The sequence below is a fragment of the Acinetobacter tandoii genome (genome assembly GCF_008867985.1).
In the GTDB taxonomy this organism is placed as follows: domain Bacteria; phylum Pseudomonadota; class Gammaproteobacteria; order Pseudomonadales; family Moraxellaceae; genus Acinetobacter; species Acinetobacter tandoii.
On record NZ_VXLD01000005.1, the window covers coordinates 19,512 to 42,290 of the forward strand.

The following is a 22,779-nucleotide window of genomic DNA, read 5'->3' on the forward strand; positions in this document are numbered from 1 at the left end:
TGCTATTTATGTTAAATGTATTTGACTCCGTTGCGAGTAAATTACTATTGGGCCTTGCGATCGTACTGATCGCAGGGTTTCAGTACTTATTTTGGTTTGGTGAAGGTGGTTACCATGATCATCAACAACTGACCCAAAAAATCCAACAACAAACAGAAATTAATGATGAGCTTAAAGAGCGTAATCGCGTTCTTGCAGCTGAAGTTTATGATTTAAAAAATGGTGTTGAAGCCATAGAAGAACATGCTCGTTTAGATTTAGGTTTGGTTAAACCGCGTGAAACGTTTGTTCAAATGAGTACCATCAGTACACAATATAAACCTATTTATATTGATCCTAATGTTAAAGCAGATTTGCGCACCAATGAAGATGACAATGCCATCCCACCAGAGCCAGTTAATGAGCAATAAGCTTTGGGTGGTGATTCCTGCCGCAGGTTCTGGACGTCGTTTTTCTCAGTCTGAATTAAAACAATATCAATTGCTTGGTCACAAAACTGTATTAGAGCATACAGTGGAGAGATTAAACGGTTTAGCACTAGCAGGCTATGTACTTGCTGTCGCACAAGATGACAATATAATTTCAACCTTGGCTTTAGCTGCTCCTGAGAAATCACATTTTTGTATTGGTGGTAACGAGCGAGTTGACTCTGTATTAAATGCCTTAACTTATCTCACGCAAATTGCGGATAAAGATGATTGGGTATTGGTGCATGATGCAGCGCGTCCTTGTGTCACTTTGCCTGTGTTAAATACATTGGTTCATAAAGCGATTGAAACAGATCAAGCTGCTATTCTTGCTATTCCAGTCCGCGATACTTTAAAGCGGGTTGAAACTGAAGCGATCATCAGCCGGACAGTGAGTCGTGATTTATTATGGCAAGCTCAAACTCCGCAAATGGCTAAACTGGGTGTATTAAAACAAGCAATTGAACGGGCTTTACAAGATCAGCAAGTGATTACAGATGAAGCCAGTGCGCTTGAATATGCAGGACATCCTGTGCAAGTGGTTCATGGGCGTTCGGATAACATCAAAATTACCTATCCAGATGATTTGCAGTTGGCGCGTTTGATTATCCAATCGCAAAGTTAATTTAAAAAACTTCTGCGCTTGCAGTGAATGTTTACGAAATAATTTTCCTGAACGTGGAATTAAGCATTCACTCTATCGCAGTTTAAATTTATACTCTGCTCACTTTTAGCTGTATTGCCTCATCAGATGATACCTTCTCAACAGTATCGTTTCTTACGACAATCCTTACGTGATGGTCGAAGTATTAAAGACGATTCCTCCAAATGGCACCGTTTACATCTTGATCCTTGGTTGCTGGGATTGTTGGTTGTAAATTCTATTATTGGTTTAATGGCGGTTTATAGTGCCACTGCTGAAGATATGGGAATGGTACTGCGTCAGGCCACCAGTTTTGGTGTGGGTTTTATTCTGTTATTTCTTTGTGCACAAATTCCACCGAAGGTTTATCAGGCGACCAGTCCATATTTCTATCTGATTTCAATTGTGTTGTTGGTTTTGGTACTTGTGATAGGTGATACTCGTTTAGGTGCTAAGCGTTGGTTGACTGTACCAGGTATCGGTAGTATGCAACCCAGTGAGTTTATGAAGTTTGCCATGCCGTTAATGATGGCATGGTATTTTGCGAGAAAGCCATTTCCACCCAAATTGATTCATATTTTGGGGGCGCTGGTCATTATGTTTGTACCATTTGTATTGGTGGCTTTGCAGCCCGATTTATCCATTGGTTTGATTATTCCAGGGATTTTTGTACTGTTTTTAAGTGGTATGTCTTGGAGACTCATTCTAGGGGCTTTGACCGCGTTGGCTGTTGCTGCACCCGTGTTATGGATGTATGTCTTACAGGCTTACCAAAAGAAGCGAGTATTAACGTTATTTGATCCAGAATCTGATGCGCTAGGTGCGGGCTGGAATATTATTCAGTCGAAAATTGCGATTGGTTCTGGTGGGTTAATGGGTAAGGGGTATTTGGAAGGTACTCAATCTCATTTGGGTTATTTGCCTGAACATCATACCGACTTTATTTTATCGACCTATTCAGAAGAGTTCGGATTTTTAGGTGTGATATTCCTATTTGCGCTTTATGCAGCCATTATTTTCCGCTGTATGATGATTGGTCTAAACTGCTTCCATAACTATGGTCGTTTGTTGGCGAGTGCAATTGGTCTGACCTTCTTCTTCTTTGTTTTTTTAAATTCTGGCATGATCAGTGGTATTTTACCTGTAACAGGGGATCCCTTGCCTCTAATGAGTTATGGCGGTACAGCGGTAATTGCACTACTAGCTGGCATGGGAATAGTTATGTCAGTGCATACGCACCGTTAAAAAGCATTAGCCCCAATCGGGGCTTTTTTTATACTTTGAAACATTATTTTTTCATTTATTACATTAAAAATCTAAAAAATAATAATCTTATAAATATATGAATTTAAAGATAAATAACTTGGATTATGCTGATTTGGTATAATACAGCATTTAATTTGTGTATTTTGCACTCGTAAATGGTATATATATTGCTCATATTATAATAAGCAATTATTGCAGGAGAGAAGCACAGTATGTGCTCGCCGAAGGAGCAACGACCCCGGAAACTCTCAGGCAGAAGGACTGTAATAATTTCAAAATCTGGAGAGAAGTGCATAAACATAACAAAGGCACTCACCGAAGGGGATGGTTATATGTTTAATATGACCGAAGCTCTCAGGTACCAATGACAGATGGGGCACAACACAAGGAATGCATGCATTTCCAAGGAGTGCTTTATGCCACATATTATTGTTATTGGCTCTGGAATTACTGGGGTAACTTCAGCCTACGAATTGTCACAACTGGGCTACGACGTAACCGTCATCGATAAACATCTTTATCCTGCAATGGAAACTTCATTTGCCAATGGTGGTCAGCTTTCGGCATGCAATGCAGAAGTTTGGAATCAAAAATCGACTGTATTGAAGGGCATTAAATGGATGTCTCGCAAAGATGCTCCGTTGTTGTTAAACCCATCTTTTGATGTGCATAAATATGCATGGTTAGTCGAATTTTTGGGCAATATTAAATACTATAAAGAAAATACCCGTGATACGGTGAAATTAGCACTGATCGCACGGAAACGTTTATTTGATATTGCTGAACAGGAGCAAATTCAGTTTGATTTGGAAAAACGAGGCATATTACATTTTTATCATAATCAGGCTGATTATGAAGTGGCAACACGAGTAAATGAATTACTTTGTACAGGTGGTTTAGAGCGCCATGCGGTCACACCTGAAGAAATTAAACAGATTGAGCCAAGTTTGACGGGTGACTACTATGCTGGTTTTTATTGTCCTGATGATGCAACGGGAGATATCCATAAATTTACCAATGGACTAGCCAAAGCGACAGAAAAATATGGAGTAAAATATCGTTTTGGCTTAGAAGTGACAGATGTACAGCACCATGAAAAAGGGGTAACAGTGGTCTGTAAAGCCAGTACTGAAAATATGCATTCAGTAGAACAGACATCAGAATATTTTGACGCCGATGCTGTGGTGGTTTGTGGTGGTGTAGGTAGCTATCAATTGGCACATTTACTGGGTGATAAAGTGAATGTTTATCCTGTAAAAGGCTATTCAATAACCATTAACCTAAATGATGAGCAAAGTGTACAACATGCGCCATGGGTGAGCTTGCTCGATGAAAGTGCTAAGATTGTTACATCACGTTTAGGAGCTAGCCGCTTAAGAATTGCAGGTACCGCAGAGTTTAATGGGTATAACCGTGATATTCGTTCCGATCGAATTCAGCCTTTGGTGGATTGGGCGAATAAAAACTTCGATATCTCCACGCAGAGTGTCGTACCTTGGGCGGGTTTACGCCCCATGATGCCGAATATGATGCCAATTGTGCGTCGCGGTCGACGTGAGCGAGTATTTTATAATACAGGACATGGGCATTTAGGTTGGACTTTGTCTGCCGCAACAGCAGTGATGATCAGTCAGGAGATTGCTTCAACTTATCCAGCTTAATATCAGCAAAAAAAGGCACAGAATTTTCTGTGCCTTTTTTTATTCCGTGAAGTTGTATAGATTAATCATATAGGCGATAAACACCAGTAAATCGCTCACAACCTTTTTGTTGGGTTTTGACAGTTAAAATTGCTTTGTAATAATCAAATTGATATTTACAGTCATGTTCATTGTCGACAATATTTTGTTTTTTCTCTGGGGTCGTATAAGCCAAGAAAGGAATCGTTTGAGTTTCTTTCTTGTTGTTTGGGTTGCGGTAGGCAATTCCTTCAATTTTAATACTGTCTTTACTAAGCTGATGAACTTGTAGATGAATTGGTTGTTGTGCAAGCTTACCATTTTCAAATTTTAAATAATGTTGGGTCAAGCTCTGATTCAAGGAGGTATAAAAATTTAAATCATCGGTACGAAGCTCAAATTGCTGTTTAAAACAAGATTCAGATTTACATTGTTGTGTGCGTTTAAGCCATACACTATGGGTATCATCTAATAATCGTAATGGTGCATCACTGATTAAAAATGCAGTCAGATATTGATTTTTGAGTTTTTGTCGTTGCTGTTCGAAACTGCTAGAACACATTGTTTTAATTGCAGCGGTGTCAGTTTTACTACAATCAATTTCTTGAGCGTAACTCAGGTTGGTGTACATGCAACCGATACCAATGAAAAATGCTATAGTTTTAAGGAATTTAATGTCTGTATTCAACAACATGATGGCTTATACTTTCACAACACTGTGCTAGTGTAACTATAGCGAAGTCGAAACACTGAATACAAGATTTCAAGCATTTATTTCTGAGGGAGCGTAACTTAATGGTCGCACATATTCGAATTGGTCAGGGAATGGATGTACACGCTTTTGAGGAAGGCGAATTTGTTACTTTGGCTGGCGTTAAAATTCCGCATACACACGGTTTAAAAGCTCATTCCGATGGTGATGTAGTACTACATGCGTTATGTGATGCATTATTGGGCGCACTTGCACTGGGCGATATTGGTCAGCATTTTCCAGATACAGATCCTGAATTTAAAGGCGCAGACAGTCGAGTGCTATTAAAACATGTGTACCAATTAATTTTAGATCGTGGTTATGTATTGAATAATGCTGATATGACAGTAGCCTGTGAGCGTCCAAAATTAGCAAAGTATAATTTAGAGATGCGACAATCAATTGCGGATGTGCTGAATGTGGATGTTACTCAAATTAGTATTAAAGCAACAACCACAGAAAAACTAGGTTTTACGGGTCGTCAGGAAGGTATTTTGGCAACCGCTACAGTTTTGATTAGCCATCAAGCAAAATGATTTACACTCATCAGTGACTGTTGTAACTCTTTGGTAGCTTTACGACCTTGAAGTTGTAAGGCTACAGCATGAATTAGTCCTGTCCACGTCTCATTTGGTTCCCAAACGGCATGTAGCAAATCTTGAGCGCTGGCGATATCTATGTCCATATAATACTGGCGATAAAGATAGATTAGGCTACTGACACGAAGGTTATGAGCACAATGAACCCAAACCATCTGCTCTTGAACCAAATGATGCAACATGTCTAAAACTAAGAGACATTGTTCATCTGAAGGTGTGTCCCAAAGAATAGGAATATGAACATAATTCAACCCTAGTTCTAAGCAAATACGGTCTTCATTCTGAAGATGGTTTTCAGCATCGTTTAGTGCCAGATTGATTACAGTTGTTACACCATATTCTTTGATGTGTTTTAACTGTTCAATTGTCGGTTGCCCAGAACTGAATAAATGTTCATGCACGAACTGGAAATGGTCAATGTGGCTTAAGGCGTTTTCAAGTTGATTCATAACGGTAACTTTTCATTGGCATTAAACAAAACGCCATCCTAGGGGATGGCGCTTGGATGCTTAGCGATTTGGTAATACATCTTTCAAAGCGTTGTGCATTTCTAGCAATACTTTCTCTGTTGTATCCCAGTCAATACAGCCATCTGTAACTGACTTACCATATTCTAAATCACATAGGTTGTCAGGAATATCTTGACGACCGCCTTTTAAATGGCTTTCAACCATAATACCGACAATCGATTTGTTTCCATCTAAAATTTGTTCAGTAATATTTTTTAGAACAAGAGGTTGCAAGAATGGGTCTTTGTTAGAGTTGGCATGACTGGTATCAATCATGATTTTGGTACTGACTTTGGCTTTTGCTAATGCATTTTCAGCTTCTGCCACTGAGCCTGCATCATAGTTAGGTTTACCATTACCACCACGTAAAACCACATGTGCATATGGGTTGCCGCTGGTGCGAATCACAGAAACTTGACCAAGTTCATTCAAACCTAAGAAACTATGCCCGTGTTTAACTGATTGCATCGCATTAGTTGCAACAGTTAAGCCGCCATCTGTGCCATTTTTGAAACCAACAGGAGAAGATAAACCTGAAGACATTTCACGGTGAGTTTGGCTTTCAGTTGTACGTGCGCCAATCGCAGACCAAGAAATTAAATCTTGATAATATTGTGGTGAGTTCGGGTCAAGCGCTTCAGTGGCACAAGGTAAACCTTTTTCATTCAATTCCAACAGCAATTGACGACCGATACGTAGACCTTTTTCAATATTGAACGAGTCGTTCATATCTGGGTCGTTAATTAAACCTTTCCAACCTACTGTAGTACGCGGTTTTTCGAAATACACACGCATTACGATATAAAGTGTATCTTTAACTTTTTCGCTGAGTACTTTTAGGCGATCTGCATAATCATGAGCAGCAACTGTATCGTGAATAGAACAAGGACCAATTACGACAAAAAGACGCTTATCTTTACCATCTAAAATATTGCGAATCGTTTCACGACCTTTAAGTACGGTTTGATATGCATTTCCAGTTAATGGCAATTCTTTTTTTAGTTCTGCTGGAGTTACTAAAGGCTGAATGCTTTTCACATTTAAGTCGTCAATGTCTGATTGAGTAATAGGGGTTGGCTGTTGTGTATTCATTGCTGTCACTAGATCGATCATACAAGAGTTTTTTAGTTGATTGAATATAGCACGATTTAATTAGCCTTTTGCTATACAAAAGACTAATAAAACCGTGAAAAAAACAGATTATCCCAATAGATAGTTTAAACGCTGTGTGATTTTTCTACAGTATAAACCATTGCAGTGGTCGGTTTTTGAACAGGTTTCGCTTTTACAGGATGAATCATAAAATTCACACCTAGGGCAAAAAGTGTGATCCCCAAGATTTTACGAATAATTTTTTCGGGTAATCGAGAACTAATCAATGTCCCGATAATGATGGCAGGAATTGAGCCGACCAATAACCAACCTAAAAGTTGGAAATCGACATTACCTGAGCTCATGTGACCAAGACCAGCTACGAGCGTGAGTAGCACAGCATGTACTACATCAGAACCAATGATGCGAATCATAGGTAAATTAGGGAACATGATGACCAATGCCATGATACCAAACGCGCCTGCACCTACAGAGGATAAAGTCACAAATACACCAAGCACCACACCCATGATAATGATATAAGCGCGTTTATTTTTGGCTCGGAAGTTTACTTTTTCCAAGTCTTCGGTCATATCTAATTGTTCATCTTTACGGAATTTATTGAAAAAGCGTTCAATATGCCCACGGAAAATAATAGATACACCAGTTAAGGTCAGCATAAAGCCTAAGACCATTGTCAGAACAGCTTTATAGTGTGTGGACTGGCTTAAATAATTATCTAGTACCCAATGTGTGGCAAAAGAGGCTGGAATACTGCCTACAGCGAGCCAAATGACGATGGGCCAGACAATATTCATTTTTTTGGCATGGACCATCGAACCGCAAAACTTAGAAATCGATGCATACAATAGATCGGTTCCAATTGCGATGTGAGGCTCAATTTTAAACAGGCTAATCAGAATAGGGGTCATGAGAGAACCACCGCCTACACCCGTAATACCCACACAAAACCCAACCAAAACGCCTGCAAGAATATATTCAAGAGAACCAAACATGTATAGAAGCCAAATATGATAAACCATGCATATGTTATGACTTTTTGAGATAAGTGTTTGTCTTGATAAATGATTTGCTTATGCAAAAAAACGCTAAAGCAATCTTTAGCGTTATATGAAATGATGTAAATTTTAGCTTCTTTTCTTTACCGAACTCTTTTTTAAGTCATTGATACACATAATTAAAAGAAGGGATACTGGGCTGGCAAAAATCCACCAACTGACAAATCCAATTGAGATTCCATAATGATCAATTAAAATGGCAGCAGCACTAAAGAATAGAAGATAAGCTAAACAGCGACTAATGAATGGATATTGCGTCAAAACATGTAGCGAGGATTGCTTGGTTTTCATAATCTGCTTGCTACTAAGCAAGTGCAAAACCCACAAACCTAGAAAGATAAAAGCAAAGCTAAACATAATCATCATGACGTTTTTACCTCTGGTGTTGAAGTGAGTTTCTTGATGATTTTTTGTTTAGCTGTTGTTTGAATCGGATGAATATTCTTAAAAATAAAATAGCTTAAAATAGCGAGTAAAATAAAAAATAGATCTACACGGAAAAAAGCCCAGTAGCTCCTAAGACTATCAATATACTGGTGCTGAATTAAGTAAAATAAATCAAAAACAGGTAGACATGCAGCCAAGATAATTAAGCAGATCAATTGAGACCGCCACAGCCATTGTTTTGGCGTGAAAAATGCTGCGACCAAACTTAAGCCCCAGAATATAAAGAAATTGTAAATTTCATAATTGGGCATATCAGCGGTGATAAAGACCAAACGATTGGTATAGAAATAACCCATCATTGCGAGGGGTAAACCCACAAAAGTCGCTACATTCAGTCGGTCGACAAGATAATGACCCCAGTGAAACTGCTGTGTTTTATTTTGGAGTTGTCGTTTTAGACTCCATAACAATAGTCCCGATGCAATCATGCAACAACCTAACAGCCCTGAAAAAAATAAGGCCAGACGTAACAAGGGTTGAGCAAAGGTCGCCATATGTAAGCCATACACGCCAAAGCTTAAGGTGGCAACACTACTATTATTCCGTGTTGCGGCAGTCATCAATGCATCGTGCCCACGTAAAGTAATTTGAGGTTGATTGCCCGTAATACTATGATCTTGTAGCTGTGTAAACGTGTATAAAGCTTGATTTGTATTTGGATTTTGTACCGAAATGGAACGCAAATCTTGCTTGCCCCAATGCTGTTCCACTTTTTGTAGTAATTCGGACATTGGCAAATTAGCCTGAGGTGTTATTAAGGTGTTTTGCGTCACGACATTGGTTCGGATTTCAGTAAAATACTGATATGGATTTTCAGGATAAAGCGCTTTCATACCCCAAGGAAGATACAGATAAAAGAAAATTGCCAAACCCGTAAAGGTAATCATCAAGAAAAAAGGCAGTGCAATCACGGAGGATACATTATGAAAATCAAGCCAAGAACGCTGCGATTTAAAGGTTCGAAGAGTAAAGAAATCGATGAAAATCTTTTTATGGGTAATAATGCCTGAAATTAGGGCAATCAGCATAATAAAAGCAGCGATAGAAACGGCAACTCGTCCGATATCAACGGGTAAACCAAAAAGTTGATAATGGAAGTGATAAAAAAAGTCACCACCTTCAGTAGCTGAAAGGCTCAATTCTTTTCCTGTAGTTGCATCTAGAGTTTTACTTTCATAGCCGCCATCAGCTTTTTGCCAATAAATATTATTGACAGGTGATTCGGCTGAGGCAATATCTATAAACCATGATTTTGCGTCGGGTGCATGATTTTGCAAATAGTTTGTCGCCGATAGAATGGCGGTTTGTTGTTGAATCTCATATTTAGCCAGTTGGGGTTGCATCCATAAGTTAATTTCGTGGCGATAATACGATGCTGTTCCCATTAGGAATATTGCAAATATGACCCATCCGAGCAGTAGCCCTGTCCAAGAATGTAACCATGCCATCGATTGACGAATAATTTTATGCATGAATTAGCCCATTCCAAGAAATAAGACAAAAAGAACAGCACAAGATGCCGTGCTCATGAGAGTGAGCTTAGTCAGTGATTGAATGCTGAAACTGGTAATTACAAAGAAAACATAAAAAATAAGACTGATGAACGCCGCTAAAAAGATTGATTCTGCTTTGGGTAAACTCAGATGAAACAGATGTGTTAAGGCTAAACTGAGTAAAGCGGTACAAATAAAACCAAGTATGAAGGCTATAACAAAACGATATAGCACTTGAATACGGTAGGTCAGAGAAAGAGGTAATGCTTTACTCATAAAATGAATCACTATGGAAATGCAAAAAAAACAAGCCTGATGGTTCAGGCTTGGCGGGTTCATTAATACTTAAATTTTACAGACATCGTATAGTTTGCTGGCTCGCCATAAAATGCTTGACCATTAGGGAAGCTATTTAAATACTTCTTATCGGTAATATTATTACCGTTAACCTGTAGGCTGACATGTTTGTTGACGTCATAGCTTGCCATTAAGTTGATTAGGGCATAATCATCCTGAGTGATGGTGCTGTTTAAATTTGGGTCATAGAGTTTAATATTATCTTGCCATTGAAAACCAGCACCAACTTTTAATTTAGGTAAAGCAGGCACTGTATATGTCGCTAATAGGTTAATTGTCTGATTTGGATTGTAAGTTCTGGCGGCACCACCATTTTTCAGATCTTTCAGGCTGAATTGTGTATATCCAAATGCCAGATTTATGTTATCGGTTAATTGACCAGATAGACCAAGCTCAACACCTTGAGAGCGTAGGTCACTGCTTTGTACCTTACGATTTAATGGATTGCCATCAGAGTTGCGCAGAGGATAGTTATTTTGCTCTGTTCTAAATACAGCAAGTGAGCCAGTTAATTTATCGTCTAACCATGAGCTTTTAAAACCAGCTTCATAGCTTTCACCTTCGACTGGTTTGAGTGCTTGCCCCGTGGTTTCTTCTATACCCGTTTGTGGTCTGAAAATAGATGTATAGCTCATGTAACCTGTATATTCTGGTGTGAAATTATAAGTTAATCCTGTATATGGGGAGAACTTACTTTCATCATAGTTCATGGCAGAGCCATAACTTATGCCTTTACTCGAGGCCTCAACATAATTGCCACCTAAAATGAATTTTAAATTATCGGTTAAATGTAGACGTGTGGCTGCATAGAAAGAGTTGATATCTTGTTTATAGTCGGCTGCATCAGAAAATGCAGACCATGTGACTGATTTGGGTGTCCAGCTTGCCCAATTGGTTGTGTATTGTGTTGTATATGAAACACCATTATAAACACTAGTTACATTATTGATATTACTGTCATTAATAAAGCCGCTAGATTGCTGATCATTCTGTTCAGATTGAATGCGGCTGTATCCGAAAGTGGCTTCGTGTTCTCGATTAAATAAGTCGTAACTTCCTTCAAAATTTAGGTCGGCAAGATGTTGACGTAGATGTTCTTTACCACCCCATGCTGTGAGGGAAACCCCTGAACCATCGGCTTGTGGATTGCCGTAATAATAGAGTAAACGGCTATTATGTTCTAAATCATTGTAGTTATAGGTAAGTTTAGCAGCCCATTTATCTCCAAGTTTTTGTTTTAACTCTACAAAAGCATTTTGAGCAGTATTGTCCCAATGTGCCCAGTCTGGGTTTGGATTGTATTTTTGGTCATAAGACAGTTGTTGACCATTTGCTCCAAGTAAAGGTAAAGCTCCCCAGTTGTTTGCATTAGGTTTATTCTGATTTTGGCTATAACCAACAGTTAACAAGGTCGTATCTGTCAGATCCGCTTCAATAACTCCTGCAAAACCATTTTTTTCAGAAGAATATCGATCTAAATAAGAATCCCCCGTTTGTTCATAGCCCATTAATCGGCCACGAACGCGTCCATCTTGAGTAAGAGACCCTGAAATATCTGCTTCATAACGTTCCGTATTCCATGAACCATAACTCATTCCTGCATTGGCTTGAAACTCTTTGGTTGGGCGTTTGCGAATATTGTTAATTGTCGCGCTAGGGTCACCAAAGGCATTGGAAAGGGCATCGGCGCCTTTAATCACTTCAACTCGATCATAGAAGAAAGTATCAGGATTGGTATTGTTATAGTTCCAGTTAGAAAGAGGAAAGCCAACACTGTCAGTCAGAATATTAGAGATTTCAAACCCACGTGCCATATAAGTAGTTCGTTCAGTTTCCTGATTAAGAACCGTCACCCCTGGCGTATTTTTTAATACTTCGCGTGTTGAATTTAAGCCGAAATCATCAATTTGCTGACGTGTCACCACATTTACAGTTTGTGGTGTTTCTTGTGTATCAATATTCAGTTTGGTGGCGCTATTACTTTTTTTAACCTTGTACGCCTTGGTTTCCTCGGAGCTTTGATTGGTTGTTACATCGGCTCGTAGCTGAATAGTAGACAGCGTTGTAACATCATCTTGGGCAAAACTAAGATTGATATGTGCAATGGTAAGAGCAAGTAAGGAATACTTAAATAACGCGGGGGACTTTAACATGATGATTGAAAATGTAAATGATTAGCATTAAGTTTATTTTTAAATTTAAGAATGTTCAATTGTGTAACTATTGTAAATCTAGATGAGTTAAAAAGACTTCATGGTCAAATTAGATTTAGAAAGTGGTGTAGTTTTACGCTTTAACCATTTTCCTAAATTTTTCAAATGCATTGCCTATGCTAGAATATTGAGACGTTTAACTTTGAACAGAGCATAAAGTCTTGAACAACAAAAAATTAAAAATAGGCATCGTCGTCGGTGAAGTTTCTGGTGATACTTTAGGTGCCAAATTAATTCGCAGTTTTCGTGAACAAGGAATTGATGCTGAGTTTGAAGGAATTGGTGGTCCTCAAATGATTGCGGAAGGCTTTCAAAGTGACTATCCGATGGATATTTTATCGGTTATGGGGATTGTTGAGGTCTTAAAAGACATTAAAAAATTATTTGCAGTACGTGATGGTCTGGTTGAAAAATGGACGAAACAACCCGTAGATATCTTTATCGGTATAGATGCACCTGATTTTAATTTGCGTTTATCTAAAAGTTTGAAACAAAAACAATTACCGATTAAAACTGTGCAATATGTCAGCCCTTCGGTTTGGGCATGGCGACAAGGACGTGTGCATGGAATTAAGGCAAGTATTGACTTGGTGCTGTGTTTATTTCCATTCGAAAAAGCTTTCTATAAACGGTTTGATGTACCAGCAGCTTTTGTTGGTCATCCATTAGCAAGTCAACTGCCTTTAAAAAATGATTTAGTCGAAGCCAAGCAAGAACTTGGTTTAGCAACAGACCAAAAGCATATTGCGTTATTGCCAGGCAGTCGTCGTGGTGAAGTCGAACGCTTAGGTCCATTGGTACTCAAAGCAGGGGAAATTCTGAGCCAAAAATATCCAGACTACGAATTTCTGATCCCAGCGATTAACGATGCCCGTAAACAGCAAATTGGACATTTACTGCAACATTATTCTGATGCTTTCCGCGCTAAAGTGCATTTATTAGAAAATACAGACACGGAGTCTAAAATTGGTCGTCAGGTGATGAATGCAGCTAATATTGTGGCTTTGGCTTCAGGCACAGCAACTTTAGAAGCGATGCTGTTACACCGTCCGATGGTGACTTTTTATAAGCTCAATTCTTTGACTTATTTTATTGCAAAATTGCTGATCAAGATTCCTTATTATTCTTTGCCAAATATTATTGCAGGCAAAAAAGTGATTCAGGAGTTGATTCAGAATGATGCAACACCAGAAAATTTGGCACATGAAATCGAAAAACTGATGAATATTGAAGTGGCGCAAATTCAGGTTATGCAGCACATTACCATGCATAAACAGCTACTTTCGGGCAATAGTGAAGATCCCGTACAAGCCATTTTAAGTTTGCTCTAACGTACGCAGTATTTGGGCTATTTCATAAATTGTTGGCGATATTGAGTAGGTGTGAGATCAAATTGCTTTTTAAAGGTTTGACTGAACGCCGTTTCAGACGCATAGCCAACCAAATGGGCAATTTGTTGAATCGTGTATTGTCCTTGTCTTAGGTATTGTGATGCAATGCGTAGCCGATGTTGCTGCAAATAGGCGAGAGGCGTTTCACCCACAATTTGACTAAATAATTGAGCAAATTTGGAACGAGACATACAGCATTGTTCTGCCAGAGTTTCTACCGTCCAAGCGCGTTGCGGTTGCTCGTGAATGGCTGCTAAGGCATTGGATAATTCTGGGTGAGAGAGTGCCGCTAACCAGTTGTTGCTATCACTCAGCTGTAAAATGTAATCGCGAACGCATTCAATAAAAAATATACTCACTAAATGATCTAAAATTTTGTCACGACCTGGCTGGACTTGTAGCGTTTCTACCGCTAAAAACTGTAAGCCAATTTGTAGCCATTCAGGAATCGTTTGTCCATTCATTTGATGCAGATGAATAGAGTGGGGTAAGGCATTGAGCAATGGTCGTGCCATGATACTGTCCATATGGCAGCGGATTGCTAAGATGACAGTCTGTTTTTCTTCACCCGTGCCAAATTCAATACTTTTTTCACCAGTTTCATCGAAACGATAGGTAATATTTAATGTATCAACCAAAGGGTTTGGCGTATTAAAGGCGGTATGGCTTTGACCTGAAGGGATTAAAATTAAATCGCCCGCACGTGCTTGAACTTGTGTACTTGCATCTAATTGAATGATGGCATGGCCTGTGACCATAGCATAAGCCACCATCACACTCTGGTCTTGATATTGAAAACACCAGTCTCCTTGCGCTTTCAAATAAAGGTATTCCGATTTGTTCAGATGAATATCATCAAAAATTTTACTTAGTGCATCCATGTCTTTTCATTCTTTCTTATCTGCTGAAATATACAACGATCAGCAGTTTGTCATATGTGTTTGTAGGTCATTGTTTATCAAATTAAGCCAAGGACGATTACATAGTTTTTATGGACGGTTACTACTGTAGCTTGAGGACGAATTAAGAAAATATATACATAACAAGAAAAGAAGGAAAGGTTTGCAAATGAATGCAACAGTCAAAGTAACAGAACAGGATTCGATTTTGCTTCCAGTTAAAGCGGGGATGGCTTTAGATAAAAAACGTTATTTATGGGCAATCAGTCCCGCTTTACCTGTGATTGGTATGGGAATTTTAGCAGGCTATCAGTTTGCACCACGTCCATTAAAAAAGGCATTTGCTTTAGGTGGCCCCTTATTGCTTCATGTCATTATCCCGACAATTGATGCATTCATTGGTAAAGATCAAAATAACCCGACTGCTGAAGATGTGAAATTATTAGAACAAGATCCTTATTATGCGCGGTTGGTAAAAACTTTTATTCCACTTCAATATGCAGCCAATGTTTATGCATGTTATTTGGTGGGACGTAAAGAGACATCTTTATTGGATAAAATTTTACTCGGCGTTTCTATGGGGGCAATTAACGGCGTTGCGGTCAATACAGCCCATGAATTAAGCCATAAGTCGGATCGCTTAGATCATATTCTGTCACATTTGGCCTTGGTCCCGACAGGCTATAACCATTTTCGTATTGAGCATCCGTATGGGCATCATAAGCGTGCGGCGACACCAGAAGACCCTGCATCCTCGCGTATGGGGGAAACTTTTTATGAGTTTTTACCTAGAACCGTGATTGGCTCGTTTAAATCTGCAATTGAAATTGAAAGTAATCGTTTGAAGCGTAAAGGCAAGACGTTTTGGTCTAAGGATAATGAGTTGTTACAAGGCTGGGGAATGAGTGCCACATTTCATGCCAGCATGATTAAAATATTTGGTGCAGGTATTACGCCATATTTACTCACACAATCTTTATATGGCATTAGTTTGTTTGAAATTATTAACTATATTGAGCACTATGGTTTGTTGCGCCAGAAAGATGAAAATGGCAAATATGAGCGAACCATGCCTGAGCATAGTTGGAATAACAATAACATTGTGACCAATTTGTTCTTATATCAATTGCAACGCCATTCAGATCATCATGCTTATCCAACTCGACCATTCCAAGCTTTGCGACATTTCGATGAAGCACCAGAGCTGCCAAGTGGCTATGCGAGTATGCTTTTACCTGCCATGATCCCTCCTTTATGGTTCAAAATGATGGATAAGCGTGTATTTAAACATTATGGCGGTGACTTAAATAAAGCCAATATTCATCCTAAGCGTAGAGCGAAGATTTTTAAGAAATTTGGTGTGATAGACAAATTACTGAACTTATAATGATTTATACACCATTTAAAATTGAGCAAGAAATGACATCAATTCAGTGGGATTGATGTCATTTTCGTGTGTATTTTAAAGTGTTTTTTCCATCCAGATTTCACAGGCATGGCTATGACCCGTATGACCTTTGGGTACGGATAAGTGTTGAAAGCCTAATTTTTCATAAAGCTTGACCGCTTGCCATAAAGATTCGGTTGTTTCCAAATAACAGGAACGATAGCCTCGCGCTGAAGCGAATTCGAAACATTGTTCTAAGATTTGCTTGGCAAAGCCTAAGCCTCTAATTTCAGGTAAAAAATACATCTTTTGAATTTCAAGCGTTGCATGATCGCCACTAAGCGGCGAAAGTCCACCACCACCTAAAATTTGACCTTGTGCATTTTCAATTACCCAATACTGTGCATTTGGCTGACTATAGACTTGATATAAATTGTCTAAAATAGGGTCTGCAACAGCAAAGCCAGATTCAGGCGCAAGGCCAAATTCTTTGGACACCTCACGAATAATTTGGGCAATTGCAGGATTATCTTGTTCTTGGAGTGTACGAATTTGAAACATTGGATAAGTAAAGTATTTAAATGATGGATTGTTATAACAAATAATCCATCATTTGTAAGGGTGTTTTTAAGCGGATAGGGCTTACTTTAACTCACTTGAGCCTTTACCCAGTTCGCGCCGTGCAATAATGAGCTGTTGGATTTGCTGCGTACCTTCAAAAATGTCCAAGATTTTAGAATCACGTGCCCATTTCTCTAAAAGCTCTGTTTCGTTATAACCAACAGAAGCGGCAAGTTCCACACACTTTAATGTAATGTCATTGCCAACACGACCTGCTTTGGCTTTTGCGATAGAAGCCTCTTTAGAGTTTGGTTTTTTATTGTCTGCCATCCACGTAGCTTTTAACATGAGCAGACGTGCGGCTTCCCATTCTGCTTCCATTTTATAAATCTGAGCTGCTAGGTTGGAACATTGCAAATAAGGGGTGGCATAGTTTGAATCAAGTTGATCCTGAAAAATTTCTTTGATGCGTTCTAAAGAGGCTTTGGCACATCCAATAGCCATTGCAGCGACCAAAGGACGCGTGTTATCAAAAGTTTCCATCACCCCAGCAAAGCCTTTTGCGACATCAATTTCGGCATTGCCGAGTAAGTTTTCCGCAGGGACACGACATTGGTCAAAACGAATCACGGCAGTATCAGATGCTTTAATTCCGAGTTTGTGTTCCAGTCGTTCAACTGTCATACCTGCTGTACCTTTTGGTACTACAAAAGATTTGATGGCAGCACGACCAAGTTTTTTATCCAGTGTCGCCCAGACCACAACAGAATCGGCACGTTCGCCAGAAGTCACAAATATTTTTTCACCATTTAAGATGTAGTCGTCACCATCTTTAGTGGCTGTGGTGCGAATAGCAGCAGAGTCAGAACCACAATTGGGTTCGGTGATTGCCATTGCAGCCCATGTGCCTTTGAAGCGCTCCAATTGTTCATCGTTCGCAACGGCAGCAATCGCTGAATTGCCAAGTCCCTGACGTGGCATAGACAGTAACAGCCCTGTATCGCCATAACACATTTCGATAATACCCAATGCTGTAGACATATTGACGCCATTTTTATTGCTGTCATCTTGTGAACCGCGTTTTCCTACCGCAGCTCCAGCGTTAATGCCTTCACCGCCATCATTCATGCCATCGAGTAAGGATGCAAGCATATCCAGTTCTTTCGGGTAGGCATGTTCGGCCTTATCGTATTTGCGGGAAATTGGGCGCAACACATTTAACGCGACTTCATGGGCTTGGTCGAGTAAGATTTTAAATTTTTTAGGGTTTTGTAAGTTCATGAGCGATACCTTTATTTTATTCTTTTAAGCGTGTAAACCTGAATGTAAGATCGCCGTAGCACGTAAATCACGGTACCAACGTTCTACGGGATGTTCTTTGGTGAAACCATGTCCACCTAAAATTTGCACGCCGTCTGTTCCAATTTTCATGGATTTTTCAGCGCAGAGTAGACGAGCAAGATATGCTTCACGATGATAAGGTTTACCTGCTTCTGCCAAACTTGCAGCATTCAACACCAACATACGCATGGCATCAATTTCAATCGCCATATCTGCAATCATAAAAGCCACGCTTTGACGATGAGAAATCGGTTCACCAAAAGCTGTTCGTTCATTGGCATAGCGAATACAGTATTGTTTAACTGCTTCACAAGTGCCTACGGCCATGGCACACCACATAAGATTTCCTAGATCTATAAAAGCTGTGTAATCAAAGTCATCATCTCCTAAGCGTTCAGCTGGAGTTTGATTAAACTGTAAAGTCATGGTTTCCGTGGCTTTTAAACCCATTGCAGGATTTTTCTGAGCACGAATAGAAGTATCACGTTTCACGACAAATACATCTGGTCGACCTTGAAATTCAGCAGTTACAAGAAATACATCGGCGGTTTCACCCAGCATTACCAATGTTTTTTCACCACTTAAATAAATTTGACCATCATTGTTGAGGGCTTTGGTTTTAAGCTGCATTGGATTGAATGCAGGTGTATTTTCTTGGACAGCAAAGCTGGCTCTGACTTCACTATCTTCAGCAAATGCAGATAAATAACGTTCTTGTATCTGTTTGGAACCCCATTGTGTTATGGCATTAATTACACTAAACGTTGAGAGCATTCCTGCTGTTAGGCTGAAATCGCCTTTGGCCAAGTGTTCTGCAATTAAGATATGACTGATGATGTCTTTTTCAGTGGCAACACCCCCAAAAGATTCAGGTAATGCATAATAATTTAAGCCTAATTCATCAACGTGTGCCCAGAGTTGCTGAGGGAATTGTTCTTGATGGTCGGCTTGATGGGCAAGTGGGTAGAGAACTTCTGTCGCAAACTGACTCATGGCATCGCAGGTCATCTGCTGTTCTGCGGTTAAGCTGAGGTCGAACAGAGATTTTTGCTGACTAGGTAGGCGTTGTTTAGTATGAGGCTCCGCACCATTAAAAACCTTTTGTGTTTTGCTTAGGGCTTTAAAACTGGTTTTAGAGCCTTGATATAATGATTTTTCTAAGAATTTTCTAAGCTTAAGTTGATCCAGAACGTCGCTTCCAGCAATTTTTGTAATCAGCGATAAACCTAATCCTTGTGCCTTATTGACCATATTTGTCATTATTTTTCGTTCCATATGAGCATAATTGCTATTTTTATGCTGACATGACGTTATATAAAAAACTATGTCATTGTTGACATACTCAATTGTCAAAGATAAACGGTAATCTAGTAGTTGGATTTGGTTTAATATACTGATTTATATTATGAAGATTTATAGTTGAATTTTCGAAATGGGGTGTGTATTGACTAGAATGACAAAGTTGCCATTCTAGTCTGAGTAAATTAAATAAAAGATTTGATCATGTCACGGACATTGGTTTTGGCATCAATCACGGTCATAAAGGTATATGCCCCGATAAATTTGCGACTAATAAACATAAATTCTTTTGGTGGAACACTGAAATAACGGGAAGCCATTGATTTAGATGCTTGTTGCATCACTCGGCTATGTAACAAACTTTTTTTCCAGTCGTAGCGGTAATGCTCATCCATCACACCAGCAGGCAAATCTTTGTTATTGGCAGGACAGCTAAATGCTTCGGTTGCTAATAAGAAAACTTTTGCCATATCAGGTTTAATACTTTGCGGAATTGAGTCAAAAAACTCATATCCAGTCATGGCATTCACCATTGCTTGTGGATCATGCAGATAACCTGCATGAATAAGATTACGGGCCACACTGAGTAAGTGTTGATCGAATTGACGAATGGCACCAAAGTCGAGTAAAACAATTTGGTCAGGTTGTTGCTCTCCATCTCCTAAGCGAACTAAATAGTTGCCAAAATTAGGATCGGTTTGCATTTCACCCCATTCAAAAATCTCACGTACCGCAATTTCTAAAGAAGCTTCACCTAAAAGATTACGACGATTTTGTGGTAAGGAAAGCATCACGGGGCTGTTAATCGGCACACCACGTTCAAATGTCATGCATAGAATTTGGTCAGTACAAAATTCATCAATAATTTCAGGCACGATGTAACGCGGATCATCTTTCAGTCGTTCAGCAAAACGTCTAGTGGTTGCCGCTTCAATGTCGTAACTTACTTCACGATGCATCATTTCACGTACTTCATCAAACCACTGATCAAATTCTCGGGTTTGTGGCACCATGCGCGTCAATTTGAGCATGTTTTTAAACAAGCTCATATCGGAATCAATTGCATCAGCAACCCCTGGATATTGAATTTTCAATACCAGTTCTAATCCGTCCGATTTACGTGTTGCACGATGGACTTGTGCCAATGAAGCTGTACCCAGTGGCTCATGATCAATGGTCAGTTCATGGATTTTTTCACCCAGTTGTTGCTCTAAATGCTGCTTAATTGCAGGCCAAGCCAGTGCAACGGTTTGGTTGTTCAGGGTGTTTAGAGCTTGAGTAATTTCTTCTGGCAAAAAATGTTCGCCATATAGCGCCATCATTTGTCCAATCTTTACAATCGAACCTTTGAGTTTGCCAATTTCAGCAACTAAATAGTTCGCTTGCTCTTTCATGGCTTGTTTACGTTTTTTTTCTTTTTCAGCTTCACTAGAGAACATTGATGTCGCATTGGATGCCGCCCAACGAGTTCCCGCCAGTAAGGATGCTTTTGCAATAGATAAGCGACGATCCATAGAGGAGGTTTTAAGTTGTTTGAGCTTATCATTCTGATCTGACATTCAATGCAATCCTTAATCAGCAATTCACAGAAAAGTTAATTGTAACGGATATTAACGTGTCTTCACGTATTAAAAAAGTTCAACTTGCTGAATGACGCGGTTTTTTTAGAACTGTATCTAAATTTATGCAGAATCAGAGCATTCTGTTTACATATGAAATTTTATTTTCAGTGCTTCTTTGTTCGAGAGTTGTACCTTATGGTTTTGGATATAGGTTGTAATCATGTTTTGCACGCTAATGTGAGTAAAACCATGTGCATAACCTTTAACAATCACAATACTGGGTAGGCTGAAAAATAAATATTTAGCGTCATCTAGAGTAGGGCTATTAAAAACCTGATGTTCTGAGAGTTGTTGCATTAAAAATAATTTTTCAGAAAGAATATCGGGCGATTCATTGCTCCAATAGTTTTGGCGCATCGCCATAAGATTGTTGTGTTTATAGCTCATATCAAGAAAAGGAGTAAATAATGAGCTATTTATAAGTCTCTAAAGTTTCTAATTCAAGTTACTTTTGGCGAGAACGATTAAAGTTTTGTATCTGTTTATTAAGGGGCAAGTTTGGATATTAAATCTATCCAGTAGTCTTATATAGATTGAATTTTAATGAAATTGCAGGTGATTGAAAAATGGAATGAAATAGAGAAGAAACACAGTTAAGCATTATAAAATCAGGCAAAACAAGGTATCATAAGCCGTTTTTTATGATTTTGACCTTGGAGACGCCTTAAGTGGATCGACCGACTATTAGCCCTGAACATTTACAGGAAGCCGCTGAAACCCTCACTACTATTCGTGATTTTATCCGTTTTGGGGTAACAGCATTACGTCAATACGATGCACACTTAGGTCAAGGTACAGAAGACTTTTTTGCTGAAAGCTCAGCATTAGTATTACAGACGTTATCTTTAGACTGGAACGCAGATTCTGAAATTTTAGATGCAAAATTATTAGCAAGTGAAAAAGCAGAATTCCTACAATTGCTTGAACGCCGTATTAATGAAAAAGTACCCACCTCATACCTATTGAACTTGGCGTATTTCTTTAATAAGCCATTTTATGTGGATGAGCGTGTACTTATTCCGCGTTCGCCAATTGCTGAACTCATTGAAAACCGTTTTGCACCTTACTGTTTAGATGAAAACGGTGAAATGCGTGCAGCGGACAATAATCTTCCTGTCAATACTCAGCCTAAAACACCGCAACGCATTTTAGATATGTGTACTGGTTCAGGTTGTATCGCCATTGCTTTGGCTTATGCATTCCCAGATTCGGAAGTGGATGCAACCGATATTTCAAAAGAAGCATTAGAAGTTGCTTCAATTAATGCCGAACATCATGACAAACAATATCAAGTTGCGTTATTAGAATCAGATTTGTTCGCTAAAATTCCAGCTGAAAATCAGTATGACTTAATTGTATCGAACCCACCGTATGTGGATGCGGAAGACATGGCAGATTTACCAGATGAATTCCGCCATGAACCAGAGTTGGCTTTGGCTGCTGGACAAGATGGTCTTGATTTAGTGCGTAAAATGTTGGCACAAGCCGCAGACTACTTAACAGAAGATGGTTTAATTGTTATCGAAGTTGGTAATTCTGAATGGGCGATGAAACAAAACTTCAATACCATCGATTTCCATTGGTTGAAATTCCAAAAGGGTGGTTCAGGCATCTTTGCTTTAACAGCTGCACAATGTCGCCAATTCCGTGATTTATTCATTCAATCTGTTCAAGCATAAGGAGT

22 protein-coding genes and 1 riboswitch are annotated in these 22,779 nt (G+C 39.1%); of the genes, 8 read left to right on the top strand and 14 right to left on the bottom strand.

Annotation, left to right across the window (positions count from 1 at the left end; genetic code table 11):
- Positions 1 to 8 precede the first annotated feature (8 nt).
- The 4 genes from ftsB to F4W09_RS09165 all read left to right on the top strand — a co-directional run bounded on the left by ftsB (position 9) and on the right by F4W09_RS09165 (position 4,037).
- Entirely contained in the window at positions 9 to 410 is a 402-nt protein-coding gene (gene ftsB, locus F4W09_RS09150) for a cell division protein FtsB (RefSeq protein WP_151504584.1), read from the top strand.
- The gene (ispD, locus tag F4W09_RS09155) at positions 376 to 1,092 is read left to right on the top strand and encodes a 2-C-methyl-D-erythritol 4-phosphate cytidylyltransferase (protein WP_151504585.1); all 717 of its coding nucleotides are present in this window, start codon (positions 376 to 378) and stop codon (positions 1,090 to 1,092) included. The genes ftsB and ispD overlap by 35 nt, the downstream gene beginning before the upstream one ends.
- A gap of 126 nt (positions 1,093 to 1,218) precedes the next feature.
- Positions 1,219 to 2,355 (top strand): rod shape-determining protein RodA, encoded by a 1,137-nt coding sequence (gene rodA / locus F4W09_RS09160; protein ID WP_151504586.1) that lies wholly within the window; start codon positions 1,219 to 1,221, stop codon positions 2,353 to 2,355.
- Between the two features lie 206 nt (positions 2,356 to 2,561).
- Positions 2,562 to 2,650: riboswitch (glycine riboswitch) on the top strand.
- 142 nt (positions 2,651 to 2,792) lie between these two features.
- Complete coding sequence (locus F4W09_RS09165; protein ID WP_151504587.1) at positions 2,793 to 4,037, top strand: D-amino acid dehydrogenase; 1,245 nt, start codon at positions 2,793 to 2,795, stop codon at positions 4,035 to 4,037.
- Between the two features lie 61 nt (positions 4,038 to 4,098).
- Here F4W09_RS09165 and F4W09_RS09170 read toward each other — a convergent pair whose 3' ends face one another.
- The gene (locus tag F4W09_RS09170; RefSeq protein WP_151504588.1) at positions 4,099 to 4,749 is read right to left on the bottom strand and encodes an A1S_1983 family putative colistin resistance protein; all 651 of its coding nucleotides are present in this window, start codon (positions 4,747 to 4,749) and stop codon (positions 4,099 to 4,101) included.
- A gap of 101 nt (positions 4,750 to 4,850) precedes the next feature.
- Between F4W09_RS09170 and ispF the strand changes: the two genes are divergently transcribed.
- Positions 4,851 to 5,342, top strand: a complete 492-nt coding sequence (gene ispF, locus F4W09_RS09175; RefSeq protein ID WP_016167772.1) for a 2-C-methyl-D-erythritol 2,4-cyclodiphosphate synthase — start codon at positions 4,851 to 4,853, stop codon at positions 5,340 to 5,342.
- Here ispF and F4W09_RS09180 read toward each other — a convergent pair.
- The 7 genes from F4W09_RS09180 to F4W09_RS09210 form a co-directional block, all read right to left on the bottom strand.
- Positions 5,330 to 5,854 (bottom strand): protein tyrosine phosphatase family protein, encoded by a 525-nt coding sequence (locus F4W09_RS09180; RefSeq protein ID WP_044738452.1) that lies wholly within the window; start codon positions 5,852 to 5,854, stop codon positions 5,330 to 5,332. The two genes, ispF and F4W09_RS09180, sit on opposite strands and share 13 nt — an antisense overlap.
- 60 nt (positions 5,855 to 5,914) lie before the next feature.
- On the bottom strand, positions 5,915 to 7,006 hold the full coding sequence (locus F4W09_RS09185; RefSeq protein ID WP_042069147.1) for a 3-deoxy-7-phosphoheptulonate synthase: 1,092 nt from the start codon (positions 7,004 to 7,006) through the stop codon (positions 5,915 to 5,917).
- 125 nt (positions 7,007 to 7,131) lie between these two features.
- Entirely contained in the window at positions 7,132 to 8,022 is an 891-nt protein-coding gene (locus F4W09_RS09190; RefSeq protein ID WP_151504589.1) for a sulfite exporter TauE/SafE family protein, read from the bottom strand.
- Positions 8,023 to 8,154: 132 nt separating this feature from the next.
- The gene (locus F4W09_RS09195) at positions 8,155 to 8,451 is read right to left on the bottom strand and encodes a DUF1634 domain-containing protein (RefSeq protein WP_243793181.1); all 297 of its coding nucleotides are present in this window, start codon (positions 8,449 to 8,451) and stop codon (positions 8,155 to 8,157) included.
- On the bottom strand, positions 8,448 to 10,004 hold the full coding sequence (locus tag F4W09_RS09200; protein WP_151504590.1) for a PepSY-associated TM helix domain-containing protein: 1,557 nt from the start codon (positions 10,002 to 10,004) through the stop codon (positions 8,448 to 8,450). The genes F4W09_RS09195 and F4W09_RS09200 overlap by 4 nt, the downstream gene beginning before the upstream one ends.
- Before the next feature lie 3 nt (positions 10,005 to 10,007).
- Positions 10,008 to 10,301 (bottom strand): hypothetical protein, encoded by a 294-nt coding sequence (locus F4W09_RS09205; protein ID WP_151504591.1) that lies wholly within the window; start codon positions 10,299 to 10,301, stop codon positions 10,008 to 10,010.
- 62 nt (positions 10,302 to 10,363) lie between these two features.
- Positions 10,364 to 12,535: a TonB-dependent siderophore receptor gene (locus F4W09_RS09210; protein ID WP_151504592.1), complete on the bottom strand. Its 2,172-nt coding sequence runs from the start codon at positions 12,533 to 12,535 to the stop codon at positions 10,364 to 10,366.
- Positions 12,536 to 12,756: 221 nt separating this feature from the next.
- Between F4W09_RS09210 and lpxB the strand changes: the two genes are divergently transcribed.
- Positions 12,757 to 13,926 carry a lipid-A-disaccharide synthase gene (lpxB, locus tag F4W09_RS09215; protein WP_151504593.1) on the top strand — a complete coding sequence of 390 codons (1,170 nt, stop codon included), beginning with the start codon at positions 12,757 to 12,759 and terminating at the stop codon, positions 13,924 to 13,926.
- A gap of 17 nt (positions 13,927 to 13,943) precedes the next feature.
- Here the strand turns inward: lpxB and F4W09_RS09220 are convergent, their stop codons facing one another.
- A complete protein-coding gene (locus F4W09_RS09220) occupies positions 13,944 to 14,867 on the bottom strand; it encodes an AraC family transcriptional regulator (protein ID WP_151504594.1) in 924 nt (307 codons plus the stop codon).
- A 187-nt stretch (positions 14,868 to 15,054) separates the two neighbouring features.
- Between F4W09_RS09220 and F4W09_RS09225 the strand changes: the two genes are divergently transcribed.
- On the top strand, positions 15,055 to 16,272 hold the full coding sequence (locus F4W09_RS09225) for an alkane 1-monooxygenase (protein WP_151504595.1): 1,218 nt from the start codon (positions 15,055 to 15,057) through the stop codon (positions 16,270 to 16,272).
- Between the two features lie 75 nt (positions 16,273 to 16,347).
- Here the strand turns inward: F4W09_RS09225 and F4W09_RS09230 are convergent, their stop codons facing one another.
- From F4W09_RS09230 to F4W09_RS09250, 5 genes are all read right to left on the bottom strand, one after another.
- Positions 16,348 to 16,833, bottom strand: coding sequence for a GNAT family N-acetyltransferase (locus F4W09_RS09230; protein WP_151504596.1), 486 nt, complete (start codon positions 16,831 to 16,833; stop codon positions 16,348 to 16,350).
- Between the two features lie 81 nt (positions 16,834 to 16,914).
- Complete coding sequence (locus tag F4W09_RS09235) at positions 16,915 to 18,114, bottom strand: acyl-CoA dehydrogenase family protein (RefSeq protein ID WP_044738459.1); 1,200 nt, start codon at positions 18,112 to 18,114, stop codon at positions 16,915 to 16,917.
- Positions 18,115 to 18,138: 24 nt separating this feature from the next.
- Positions 18,139 to 19,425 (bottom strand): acyl-CoA dehydrogenase family protein, encoded by a 1,287-nt coding sequence (locus F4W09_RS09240; protein WP_171492420.1) that lies wholly within the window; start codon positions 19,423 to 19,425, stop codon positions 18,139 to 18,141.
- 233 nt (positions 19,426 to 19,658) lie between these two features.
- A complete protein-coding gene (locus F4W09_RS09245) occupies positions 19,659 to 21,032 on the bottom strand; it encodes an ABC1 kinase family protein (protein WP_151504597.1) in 1,374 nt (457 codons plus the stop codon).
- A 147-nt stretch (positions 21,033 to 21,179) separates the two neighbouring features.
- Entirely contained in the window at positions 21,180 to 21,482 is a 303-nt protein-coding gene (locus tag F4W09_RS09250) for a hypothetical protein (RefSeq protein ID WP_151504598.1), read from the bottom strand.
- A gap of 281 nt (positions 21,483 to 21,763) precedes the next feature.
- On the opposite strand from F4W09_RS09250, the gene prmB reads away from it, so the two are divergent.
- Positions 21,764 to 22,774 (top strand): 50S ribosomal protein L3 N(5)-glutamine methyltransferase, encoded by a 1,011-nt coding sequence (gene prmB / locus F4W09_RS09255; protein ID WP_151504599.1) that lies wholly within the window; start codon positions 21,764 to 21,766, stop codon positions 22,772 to 22,774.
- The last annotated feature ends 5 nt before the right edge of the window (positions 22,775 to 22,779 follow it).